This is a genomic window from Nakamurella antarctica (genome assembly GCF_003860405.1).
In the GTDB taxonomy this organism is placed as follows: Bacteria; Actinomycetota; Actinomycetes; order Mycobacteriales; family Nakamurellaceae; genus Nakamurella; species Nakamurella antarctica.
Map to the genome: position 1 here is coordinate 1,287,050 of NZ_CP034170.1, position 12,685 is coordinate 1,299,734.

Here is a 12,685-nt window from a genome sequence, read left to right on the forward strand (position 1 = left end):
CTACAGAAACAACAATACGGGTCACTCGGCCAGACATGCGCGATGGAGGGATGTGTCCGTGGCCGAGTCTTCCGGGAATGCGAAGCTCAGGTTGGCTCTTTCCGACAACCCACGTGGCCAAGCAGAGCCAGCAGAGTGGATAGGTCGCCTGGTCGCGCTTGGCGCTCGCGTTTCACGATTTAGTAGTCAGCTACGTGGCCGACAATTAGTCGTTGTCCTCTCTGTTCCTCGTCGTGACTTCGCTGCCGCTCTGATCGGCTGTGGCTGGGTCATGGCAAGTGCTGAGCCCATGCGAACCGACACACTTGAAGTTTTCCGAGGCCTCAAGGCGCACACGCCAGTTCGAGTGGTGACCAATCGAGAGGTCATTACGGACTACTTCATGCGCCTGCACGAAGCGACAGATCCACCTCGGGCGCAACTGGGAGGTTCGCAGTGGCCAGTGCCACGGATCAGGGCGGTCAAGGTGCTTGAAGACCTTTCCTTGTCGGCGAGAACACCTCGTCCTTTCCCCGGTGCTCTTGGCCGACTTGCTTGCGTTGAAGATAGCTGGGACTTCCGCCTCGCCTACCCGGCAGCTGACCTTGCGATCGTTGGTACGTTGAGCTGGTTGCGCGAAGAGCTCGATGCACTCGTGAGTCGTGAGGACGAAATCGTAATCCCCAAACATTCTGCTTGGGGAAGGAATTCCGATGACGTTGGAACGGCTCAAGGTGTCGGTTCGCTGAATAACGTCTTATTACCCTATGGACCGAAAGCAGCGACGTGGTTCACCCGCCTCTATTCAAGCGCAAAATTCGCGGATCAGTTTCCGTTTCCCGCCGACATTCGATCGATTGTGCTTGACGGAGCTGGAGCAATCAAGTATCTCTCGCAGATCGAAGTGCCGGTTGTGGTCTGCGTCCTCGATCGGTCGGTGGCGGATGAAACATCGGCCGAGATCGTCGTCCAGCTTCGGAACTCTCGTAGTGAGCCGCTTTCTCTTCGCGCGGAACTTGGGTGGACTCCTCCCGGCGGTGTAGAGGCTCTCGCCTTTACGGTGGCGCTATGAGTCGAGTCGAGGCTCTAAACCTGCGTTATGCCGCGTCGGTAGCTCTTGCCCGCAGCGGGGTCGAGATTGTCGCCGTAGGCGATCCAGTCGGTGCGCGTCTCAACACTGTAGTTCGTGGTCTTCTCGATGTCGTTCGGGACGATGGATCGGATTTTTGGGAGGATCTCGTAGGCGCCGCCAAGGCGCTGCGTTGGAGACTGCTGACCCAGCCGGAGCCTCTTCAATTCAACGCCGACGTAAGAAGCGCGGTTGAACAGATCTCTCGTCAGGTGCTGCGACTGCGGGGGGTAATGGCACATGAGGCGCTCCTCGACAACTTATTAGCCGCTGCCTATGCGGTTGGGGAGACGGATCCCCCGGTGGGGCCAATTCTTTTGCGTTCGATCGAGGAGGTCGGGTCTGGTTCGTGCCTGGTAGTAGCCGCGAGCACGACTGCGCGGGCGGGTCTTCAATCCTGGTTGGAGGGATTTGATGTGGACGTTGCGACTGCAGGCGACTTGGAGGGTGTGCGGTCAGGCACCAACCAGGCATACGTAGTCGGCCCACCGCGTTTCTTTCATTCTTCGCTCTTAACTGCTCCCGTCGTTGAGGAAATGAGTTTCATCATGCCCGCATGGTTTGGAGACAGATCGATCCCGCGTTCGGCAATCGCGCCGTATGCCGATGGCGCGATAACGATCAGGGCGCGTGTTTTCACTGAGGGAGATGTTGACGGGTCGGACTTTGAGGTGCGGACCGATGAAGTCGAGAGCGATTTTCTGCCACAGTTCGTGTGGGGGAGTGGTAAGTCCGCTGATCGTGAGCCGGGCAGCGAGGAGGTGGTGGCGCGAAAGGTGATCCTGAGTGGAAACCTGGCGATCTGGCTCGACGATGGCGATCGTATCCGCGTACTTGATCCGGCTCAACCTGCCGGCGAACGGGTGCATTATACCGACGTAGGTCTTGTGCGTGCTGGGATCTACCTCCTACTGCGCAGGGGGGAGACTGAAAGAGGCGTGCTCTACCAAGCTGCTTTGAGCCTGCTTGGTGACAAAGGAAATGCAGCGGCCACCACGCAAATAACCTGGAAGGCGGCACTAGCCCAGTGCCTAGTAGATCGCGGGTACCCGCAGGTTGTGGGGGAGCTGCGAAAGCGCGGCGTCAAGGCAGCCGACCGAGCACGCGCTTGGACGGATTCGAATCTGGTGCGTCCTAACAGCGACCACGATTTCGAAGCCATGTTGGAGTGGCTGGGGATTGCGCTTCAACCGACATCCAACTACGCGCTGCTGGTCCGCCGAGCGCTCTATAAAGCCAGTTCCGAGGTTCGCGATCAGCTAGAGAAGGCCGTTTCAGTTGCGGATCTCGCGGCGCTCGAACACAACGGCCACTTGAGTCTCGATGTCGAGACGGCAGGCCTTCGGGGAATCCTGGCAACGCGAGTGCTCGCGGTGTCGCCCTACACGGAGATTGTGTCACGACATGAAGCCAGGTTGCCCTATGAGGATCGGAGTTTGCAGTGGCGCGCATGATGCCGCCATATTGCCCGGACACTGCGCCCCCAGGCGAAAAATCTCTGTACGCGGCGCTAGCGTCGAGTAGGAATACTGACGATTGGATCGTGCTGCACTCGATCGGGATCGCTGACCATGTCCGTCAAGTGGAGGGAGAGGCCGATTTTGTGGTGATCGTCCCGGGCCGAGGGGTGCTGGTCATCGAAATAAAGTCGCATCTATCAATCGACCGGCTTGATGACGGGCGATGGAAATTGGGAAACGATGCGCCCACCTCGCGCGGTCCGTTTCAGCAGGCCAGCGAGGCGATGTACAGCCTCCGCAACTTCCTCACGCGAAAAGAGGTTGATTTCCGATCGATCCCGATGCTGAGCGCGGTCTGGTTTACGAGCGTGCGTGCAAGCACGATGCTGCCATCGACGCCGGAGTGGCATCAGTGGCAGGTACTCGATTCAGAGGACTTGCGGAAAGGTGCTGATTCAGCGGTCTTGCGGGTACTGGCGGCGGGGGCGGCGCATCTCGACCAGAAGATCCACCACTTCTCACATGGCGGTCCTGGTCCAAACGGTGCGGTTGCACAGCATGTCGCTTCGGTACTGCGCCCTCGTTTCGAAGTAGCGATCGTTCCAGGCGACGGGCGTCGTGCTCGTGACGCGCAGCTGGTGACATTCATCGAGGAGCAATACCTTGCCCTTGATTCTATGGCGGAAAATAATGCTGTCCTATTCGCCGGTCCCGCGGGCTCAGGCAAGACTCTTCTCGCAGTCGAGGCAGCCCAGCGCGAGGCTGCGATGGGTCGATCAGGTCGGCTTCTCTGCTTCAATCGACTCCTCGGCAAACGACTCGCAAGCGAATTGGGCCAAGTTGAGGGTCTTAGCGTCGGAACTCTCCACCAGGAGCTACTGCAACTCGCGAACGTCCGTCCTCCTTCGAACGGCGGCTCAAGTTTCTGGGAGCGAGAACTTCCGAACCTCGCGATCGAAGTGATGCTTGCTGGTGAATTTCCACAATGCGATTTCCTGGTCGTTGATGAAATTCAAGACATCGCGACGGACCTAGTTCTTGATGTACTCGACCTTATGGTCGTCGGTGGTCTTGCGGGCGGTCGTCTTCTTTTCTTCGGGGACTTCGAGCGTCAAGCGATCTTCGAGAGCGGCGACGGCCGCAAACTCCTACGTCAGCGATCTCCGCAGCTGGTGAGCCGAAAGCTCACCGAAAACTGCCGCAACCTACCTCGGATTGGGTACCAGGTCAACCTCATCAGCAAGCTGGACCCGGGATACCAGCGGTTTCGGCGCCAAGACGATGGCGTGGACCCCTCATTCACTCCCTACACGGCTGGACAAGATCAGTCGGAGAAGTTGGTTCAGGCGGTTCGACAGCTACGAGATGATGGCTTCGACCTGAACGAGATTGTGATCTTGAGCCCTCTCCGATCTGGATCGACGGCAGAAACCACCACCGATCAGTGGCTTCGTCAGGTTTTGCGTTCCTTCGGTGGGGAACAGGCTCGACCAGGCCAACTGCAATACGCCACTATCCATGCATTCAAAGGGCTTGAGGCGCCCGCTGTGGTGGTCACTGATCTCGATCGGTCCGCAGTGCCTGGATTTGAGTCCCTTCTGTACGTAGGACTGACGCGAGCGACAGACCGCTTGATCGCGCTGATCGAATCCAGAACCATCCGGGCAGTTCTAGGAGGAAAAGCATGACGGGCTCTGAAGCGCGTGACATTGTCGAGGCGGCGGTCCGTCGTGAACTATTTGGCCCGGCCCGCGGCGAGACTCCGGTGGGCGCTCCGCTTGACTGTTCCAGTGGCTCAGTCCGATTTGAGTCGGCCCAGGCAAGCCGTGGTCAATTCCACGAGGCGGCATCGCTGGAGGAACTCCTTACCCAATCAGATCCACTACGAAGGTATGGGATCGGTGTCCTGTACAACGGCGCAGCGCAGCGGGGGAGCGCGATCGCTATTTCAGGTGAAGACGCTGGGGATATTGATATCGCCTGGGTGTCAGGCATCGCGGAGAGTGAGGAGAGCCTCGGTGAAGCCCCGGTCGAGGTAAAAGGCACGCTCAGACATGACCAGGCCGATTCTGATGACTTCGACCTCACGGACGCGAACACATTCAAGCCGTCAGCGATGGCGGTGTCTTTCAAGTGCCGGGTCTCGGTCGGCGGTTCTATCAAGATCACAGTAGAAGGAGCCGCGTACCAGAAGATCAGCGCTCACATCCCCGGGCTCAAACGGCCGCGAGACTGGTGGCTACGAAAGCCTTTTGAACTCACGGGCAGCGTGCCTAGCCAGGTCTTGCTAGGGCAAAACAACCGTCTCAAGCACGTCGAGATGTCTTCGGCGGTACCTAGCGGACATGTGAAACCCACGACCCAGATTTACAGCCGTACCGTCCCAAACGAATCTGATCCGGAGCTCCGTTTGGTGACTGTCGCGCTTGTGAATAATTCAGTCGGGTCTGGCGCGAGCAGCGCGCTCTTTCAGATGGGCCTGACGGTTACGGCCATGGAAGGGCTCACGATCGAGCCTTACCCGGAAGCCGAACCATTGGATAGCGACGAGGAAGAGCAGTCAATTGAACTGCTCTATCGGAACAAGCGCACGTATGCCATTGGGCACGGGTGCGCCGCCGAATGGAGCGACGAAGGTCAGACCACAACGGCTTGGGTGCGGGCTGACCCACTCCCCTCATATGAGGTGGTTAGCCTCACGCCCGACGTCTACGTAACGAACGCCTCGGGCACCCGTGAACGGGTGACCGTCGGTATGGCGGAGCTAGCCGCCGGAAGCCAAGTCGGCCGTGACCAGGTAGAGACGGTCTTGCGTCTCTACGACGAGTGGATCACGCGACAAGACGCATTGATTCCCGACTTGCTTCCGCGCTTCCAGGAGGCGGCTTGTCGCCATTTGGAGCTTTGCCGTGAGGCCCTGGAACGGATGCAGACTGGCTGGAGTCTCGTCGGGTCGAGCTCCGTAGCTCATAGGGCTTTTAAACTCGCTAACGAGGCGATGCACTTCCAGCAGATCCGCTCGCGGCTGCCGCTTCGGGCAGTAGAGGGCGGCAGAGACGGTGTACTGCGACCAGCTGGCCCGCACCCGGCTGCAACTCCGCAGCCGGGCCAAGGGAACTGGCGTCCTTTTCAGATTGCATTTCTTCTAGCCAGTCTCCCGGAGCTTGTCGAACCGACGCGGCCGACCCGGTCCATCGTTGACCTGATCTTCTTCCCAACCGGTGGTGGCAAGACCGAGGCATACCTCGGAGCCTCAGCGATTAGTCTGCTGGCAAGGCGACTACGCGATCCTAATGACTCTGGCACGGACACGCTGATGCGCTACACGCTTCGTCTGCTCACCGCGCAGCAGTTCCTTAGGGCGGCAGCGCTCGTGTGCGTTTTGGAAGACATCCGTGCAAGACGTGTTGATGAGCTTGGTGACTCGCCGTTCGGAATTGGAATTTGGGTCGGAGGTTCGTCGACGCCAAACAGCTGGAAGCAGGCGGTAAAAGTGCTCACCCAGCTACGGAAGAATCCGCAAACCCAGAACCTCTTCCTCCTTCTACGCTGCCCGTGGTGCGGCACTCAGATGGGCACCAAAGCTCGAGGACGTACAGGGCAGGATGTCATCGGATACGAGCAGGTTGGACAGAAGGTTATATTTCGTTGCGTCGACTCGCAGTGTCGTTACTCAGACCGCAAGGGTCTGCCGGTTCATGTGGTCGACGAGGATATATACGAGGTGCGGCCAAGCATAATCATTGGCACTGTCGACAAGTTCGCGATGATGGCATGGAGGCCACAGGTAGGGAGACTGTTCGGCCTCGGCAATGATGGCAGCCGTGTGGCCTCGCCACCAGGTCTGATCATCCAGGACGAGCTGCACCTGATCTCCGGACCACTCGGTTCAATGGTCGGACTATATGAGCCTGTGATCGATGAGCTTTGCACAGATCGACGATCAGGAGAGCCGATACCGGCCAAAATCATCGCTTCAACCGCTACCATCCGGCGCTATGAGGATCAGATCCGAGGACTCTTCGGACGTGAGCAGGTCGCGCTCTTTCCGCCGCACGGACTTGAGGAGGGTCACTCGTTCTTCGCCGAGCCCGCGACCGACACCGATGGGCGTCCTGAACCTGGCCGAAGATACGTCGGAATCATGAGCGCCTCGCTCGGCTCGATGCAGACTGTTCAGGTGCGAGTGACTGCCGCAACGCTGCAAGCGGCTACCAAAATCCCGGAGCTTGATCGTGACGGCTACTGGACCAACGTTAACTTCCTGAACAGTCTGCGAGAGCTCGGCAACACAGTCTCGCTCTTGGAGTCCGACGTGCCGGACTACCTGACCGGTCTGCGCCGCAGAGACGGCATTGATCCACGCTGGCCGCGCCATACGATGGAGTTGACCTCTCGGCGTCGAAGCGACGAGATTCCAAAAGCCATCGAACAACTGCAGGTGACCTATGGGCAGCAAGGATGTGTGGACATCTGCTTGGCCTCAAACATTATCGAGGTTGGGGTGGACATTGATCGTCTTGGACTAATGACCATCGTCGGTCAACCTAAGACCACAGCGCAGTACATTCAGGTCAGCGGCCGTGTCGGTCGCCGTGCGGATGTGAGCCCTGGCCTAGTAGTGACGATCTATGGGGCAGCCAAGCCCCGGGATCGAAGCCACTATGAACGGTTCCGTACCTACCATCAACAACTCTATGCCCAGGTGGAGCCGACATCGGTTACGCCATTCGCGACGCCGGTCCTGCGCAGGGCTTTACACGCCGCCGCTATCGCCTACATCCGCCAGGTGTCACCCTCGTTGAACCCGCACCCATTCCCTCATGCGGAGTATGACGACGCGATCTCACTGCTTCGTGAGCGTGCCGCCATAGTTGATCCGCAAGAGATTGGGGTGTTCGATCAGATGGCCCAACGCCGAGCGCATCAATGGGGTAGCTGGGAACGGACGACCTGGGAAGCCAACGTTATCGGTGGCGATCCGAAGCAAGGACTGATGCGCCGGGCAGGAACGCTGCCAGATCTCGACAGGCGAGCAATGATTTGGGACGTGCCGACCAGCGTGCGAAATGTGGACGCCGAGTGTCAAATACGAATTTCGATCGCCTACGCCCAAGAGGATGGCGAGGAAGGTGTCAAGTGAGTACAGGCAACATGCGCAGGGCTCAGCTAGTAACTCCGTTTGGCGTCGGCGCAATGAGCGTACTCGTCAACGGAACTTCCGTTATTACAGCGGGCTTGGACCACTGGTATGCGGCGGACGAAGCCAGCACACTGGCTTTGGAGGAATACCAGGAGCACGACTGGCGATTGGAAGCACGACTCCGTGTCTCGGAGTTCCGCCTACCGCCTGACTACCGATATCAAGGAGGGAGCAGCGATCAGCGCAATGTCAAGCTCACCGTACCGGTACTGCGGTTTCCGCGGTGGTGCTTCTGTATTTACTGCAAGCGCCTCGAGCTGAGTACGCTCACGATGCAACAGCAGGTGATCTGTATGGATAAGACGCACGCGAGCAAGTCATACAAGCCGCGGATGTCGCAGGTGCCTTTCGTTGCTACATGTACGCAGGGGCACCTCGACGATTTCCCCTTCAACTGTTGGGTTCACCGTTCCCACACACCCTCTTGTCCTGGGACTTTGCGCCTGGTCTCGCGCGGCGGCGGCGGACTAGAGGGTCAGGTAGTGACGTGCGATTCTTGCGGTAACGAGCGGTCTCTTAGGGGAATCACGGAGGCTCGTTACGACCGCAATGGTGCTGAGCACACAAACTTGACAGATCAGTTGGTCTCGACTGCCAACCCATACCTTTGTCATGGAGCGCGGCCGTGGCTGGCCCAGATGGAAGGTGCTTGCGGCGAGCCACTACGCGGTGCCCTCCGAGCCGCCGGAAACGTTTACTTCCCAAAGGTCGAATCGTCTATTTATCTGCCGCGAAAGGAGGGCGCCGTTAGCGCAGAGATGCATGAGCTCATGCGCCACCCCGCTGTTAGTGGCACAATGCGGACCCTGTACGACATATTTGGGGCTGATCTCAAGGTCGAAGTGCTGCGCAAGAACTTACTTCGGAACCTGCCCCCGGAGTTGTTTGGTCCGATCCCCGACGATGAACTTATGGCCGGCTATCTGGACTTGTTTGGGTCTGGGGAACAGCTGTCGACTGCGGCTGAAGAGAGCGGCAACGAGCTGCTCACTGGTGACGACGAGTGGCGCTACCCGGAGTTCAAACACATCCGCGAGACGCCGCAAGATGACTATCTGTCTGCGACTGATCCAGGCATCCATTGCGACCTTGAAACGAGCTTGGAGCGGGTCCGGTCCGTGGATGTGCTGAGGGAGACTCGAGCACTCCGTGGCTTCACGCGAGTGCGGGATGACGTGCTCAAACTGAGTTCTGGAAAAGCTCTATTGAGACGCAAACCGTTACCACCGGATCAAGATTGGCTCCCTGCGTACGTCGTCAAAGGTGAGGGGATCTACTTCGAGCTTGACCCCGACCGACTGGCAGCTTGGGAGGGACGTGCGGAGGTGCAAAAGCGAGCCGGCAAAATCGCTACTAACTTTAGTGCCGTCGCGTCGCAACGCGGTCTGCAAAACCGCACTCCGAGTGCTCGCTTTGTGTTGTTACACACTCTGGGACATCTGCTGGTGAACCAATTGGTGTTTGCGTGTGGCTACAGTTCTGCCTCCTTGCGGGAGCGCATTTACGTTTCAAATGCCGACGAGCACGAGATGGCTGGAATCCTAATTTACACCGCCGCTGGCGACTCCGAAGGGACCATGGGAGGCCTTGTTCGAATGAGCCGCCCTGATGACCTCCGTTCGGTCTTCGCCTCGGCGCTGACCGATGCCAAGTGGTGCTCCACCGATCCCGTTTGCATGGACGCCGGCGAGAAGGGGCAAGGGCCCGATTCGTGCAATCTGGCCGCATGCCATGGGTGCGCGCTGCTTCCGGAGACGAGTTGCGAGGAGTTCAACAGGTTTCTGGATCGGGGACTGGTTATCGGCACCTTTTCTGACCCAACGCTGGGCTATTTCTCCGACCTGAACTTGGCTTAGGAGTGCAACGCTTGCCTCCTTGAATGTGAACGCGACGGGCATAGAATACCGAAGTCTGAACCGTAGTCACCACGGTGGTCACCACAGCCGCTTCCGGCGGCGCTGGAGTCCCGCCAATCTGGCGCTGCTCGCTCACACTCGCAGCAGGGTAGGCACTGCCGTAGCGCTGCCACTGCTTACCTGGTTGCAGCCCGCAAGCGTCAGAAGGCTGGCGGCCAGCACGAATCGGAGAGTTGTACGCAAGGTTCGACCGCACTTCCAGTTCAGATATTCAGGGCCTTAGCGGCAACAGTGCATCAGCCAACAATGTTTGTCCACCAACACAGCGCACCAGAACCCTGTAAAGACTGTCAACCCCCACAGATAACATCAGTGGCAACAGTTTCCGCCATGCCTTAGGAGTGTTCATCGTGTCCGCAGCCGCCCAGTCCAGCCCCTTCGCCCTCGTTCGGGTGGCTGCGGGAACCACGGCCTCGGCCGCGATCGGCGCGGCCGAGCTGCCCCGCAGCGGCGCCGACGCCGTCATCGTGGTGCAGGACGCCGACGGGCAACTCCGCGACCTGGCCTTCACCCCAGACGTCGACACGGACGTTTTTGCCGTCCCGGCGTCCTCGGACATTGGCCGCTCCGTCATCCGGCATTCCGCGGCGCATGTACTGGCCCAAGCCGTGCAGCAGGCGTTCCCCGAGGCCAAGCTCGGCATCGGCCCGCCGATCCGCGACGGCTTCTACTACGACTTCCAGATGCCGCGCCCGTTCACCCCGGAAGATCTCGCGGACCTTGAAAAGCGAATGAACAAGATTGTGAAGGCAGGCCAACGGTTCTCGCGCCGGGTCTTCGCCTCCCAAGCCGAAGCTGTTGCCGAGCTGGCAGATGAGCCGTTCAAGATCGAACTGGTCGGCATCAAGGGCGGCACGGATGACGCCGAACTGAACGCCGTCGGCGCAGGCGATCTCACCATCTACGACAATGTGCACGCCCACACCGGTGACACCATCTGGAGCGACCTCTGCCGGGGGCCGCACCTGCCCACCACCAAGCACATCCCGTCGTTCAAGCTGCTGCGCTCCGCCGCCGCGTACTGGCGCGGGAGCGAGAAGAATCCGCAACTGCAGCGCATCTACGGCACCGCCTGGGAGTCGAGCGAGAAGCTCGACGAGTATCTGACCCAGCAGGCCGAGGCCGAACGCCGCGACCACCGCCGCCTCGGCACCGAACTGGACCTGTTCAGCTTCCCGGACGAGATCGGTTCCGGCCTACCGGTTTTCCACCCTCGCGGCGGGATTATCCGCAACGAAATGGAGAGCTACTCACGCCTCAAGCACATCGAAGCCGGCTACTCGTTCGTCAACACCCCGCACATCACCAAGGGCGACCTCTTCCAGACATCCGGCCACCTCGATTGGTACAAGGAGGGCATGTTCCCGGCCATTCACGTGGACGCGGAACTCAACGAGGACGGAACTATCAAGAAGCCGGGCCAGGACTACTACCTCAAGCCCATGAACTGCCCGATGCATAACCTCATCTTCGACTCCCGCGGCCGCTCCTACCGCGAACTGCCGCTGCGGCTCTTCGAGTTCGGCACCGTCTACCGGTACGAGAAGTCCGGCGTGATCCACGGTCTCACCCGGGCGCGCGGCTTCACCCAGGACGACGCCCACATCTATTGCACCCGCGAACAGATGAAGGACGAGCTGACTTCGACCCTCAACTTCGTGCTGAGCCTGCTCGCCGACTACGGGCTGGACGATTTTTACCTCGAACTCTCCACCCGCAACCCGGAGAAGTCCGTCGGCAACGACGAGGCCTGGGAAGAGGCGACCAACACCCTCGCCGAGGTCGCCACCGCGTCCGGCCTAGACCTGGTGCCGGACCCGGAAGGCGCAGCCTTCTACGGCCCGAAGATTTCCGTGCAGGTCAAGGACGCTCTCGGCCGTACCTGGCAGATGTCGACCATCCAGCTCGACTTCAACCTGCCGGAGAAGTTCGACCTGCAGTACACCTCGTCCGATGGCTCGAAGCAGCAGCCGGTGATGATCCACCGGGCACTGTTCGGTTCCATCGAACGCTTCTTCGGCGTCCTCACCGAGCATTACGCCGGCGCCTTCCCTGCGTGGCTCGCCCCTGTCCAGGTGGTGGGCATCCCCGTCGCCGAAGCCTTCGGTGAGCACCTCGATGCTGTCGCGAAACTGTTGCGCAGCAAGGGAATCCGGATCGACGTCGACCACTCCGACGACAGGATGCAGAAGAAGATCCGCAACCACACCACCGGCAAGGTTCCGTTCCAGCTGCTGGCCGGAGCTGCGGATGTCGAAGCTGGCGCGGTTTCGTTCCGGTTCGGCGACGGCACCCAGGTCAACGGTGTGCCGGTCCAAACAGCGGTAGACGCGATCGTCGATTGGGTGGCTCGCCGGGTCAACACCGTCCCCACCGCGGCGGCCCCGGAATTCGCCGCACTGGTAGCAAGTGCCTGAAAACCTCGAACTCCAGGACGGGGTCGGCGAGTCCGACGGGCTCGGCCGGCTCTGGACGCCGCACCGGATGGCCTACATCCAGGGTGCGTCGAAGCCCGCCGATGACGGCGACGACGAATGCCCGTTCTGCCGAATCCCGAAAAGTGGCGACGACGCTGCGGCGCTGATCCTGGCCCGCGGCACCCGGGTCTACGCGGTGCTCAACTTGTACCCGTACAACCCGGGCCACCTGATGGTCGTTCCCTACCGCCATGTGGCCGACTACTCGGACCTGACGGACGAGGAAACCCACGAGCTCGCCGCGTTCACGCAAAAAGCGATGCGGGTGGTGCGTTCGGTCTCGGCAACCCACGGCTTCAACATTGGGATGAACCAGGGGAGTGTTGCGGGCGCCGGAATCGCCGCGCACCTGCACCAGCACGTGGTGCCGCGTTGGGCCGGGGATGCGAACTTCATGCCGGTGCTCGCTCAGACGAAAGTGCTGCCCGAGTTGCTTGGCCAGACTCAAGCGATGATCTCCGCCGCCTGGAACTAACTGTGGTTCCACCGCCCGCCGAGGGCGGATAAAGTAGAACATCCCT

At 60.0% G+C, this 12,685-nt stretch carries 7 protein-coding genes; all 7 read left to right on the forward strand.

The features are described from left to right. The first annotated feature begins 58 nt into the window (after positions 1-58). The 7 genes from EH165_RS15710 (at position 59) to EH165_RS05725 (ending at position 12,639) form a co-directional block, all read left to right on the forward strand. Positions 59-1,051, forward strand: coding sequence for a hypothetical protein (locus tag EH165_RS15710; RefSeq protein ID WP_206426126.1), 993 nt, complete (start codon positions 59-61; stop codon positions 1,049-1,051). After that, entirely contained in the window at positions 1,048-2,562 is a 1,515-nt protein-coding gene (locus EH165_RS05700; RefSeq protein ID WP_124798400.1) for a hypothetical protein, read from the forward strand. The genes EH165_RS15710 and EH165_RS05700 overlap by 4 nt, the downstream gene beginning before the upstream one ends. Then, entirely contained in the window at positions 2,559-4,256 is a 1,698-nt protein-coding gene (locus EH165_RS05705) for a nuclease-related domain-containing DEAD/DEAH box helicase (protein ID WP_124798401.1), read from the forward strand. Before EH165_RS05700 ends, EH165_RS05705 begins: the two co-directional genes overlap by 4 nt. Next, on the forward strand, positions 4,253-7,711 hold the full coding sequence (locus tag EH165_RS05710) for a helicase-related protein (RefSeq protein ID WP_124798402.1): 3,459 nt from the start codon (positions 4,253-4,255) through the stop codon (positions 7,709-7,711). Before EH165_RS05705 ends, EH165_RS05710 begins: the two co-directional genes overlap by 4 nt. Positions 7,712-7,722: 11 nt before the next feature. Beyond that, positions 7,723-9,627, forward strand: coding sequence for a DUF1998 domain-containing protein (gene drmB / locus EH165_RS05715; protein ID WP_124800332.1), 1,905 nt, complete (start codon positions 7,723-7,725; stop codon positions 9,625-9,627). A gap of 410 nt (positions 9,628-10,037) precedes the next feature. Next, entirely contained in the window at positions 10,038-12,104 is a 2,067-nt protein-coding gene (thrS, locus tag EH165_RS05720; RefSeq protein ID WP_124798403.1) for a threonine--tRNA ligase, read from the forward strand. Next, a complete protein-coding gene (locus EH165_RS05725) occupies positions 12,097-12,639 on the forward strand; it encodes an HIT family protein (protein WP_239020728.1) in 543 nt (180 codons plus the stop codon). The genes thrS and EH165_RS05725 overlap by 8 nt, the downstream gene beginning before the upstream one ends. Positions 12,640-12,685 lie beyond the last annotated feature (46 nt).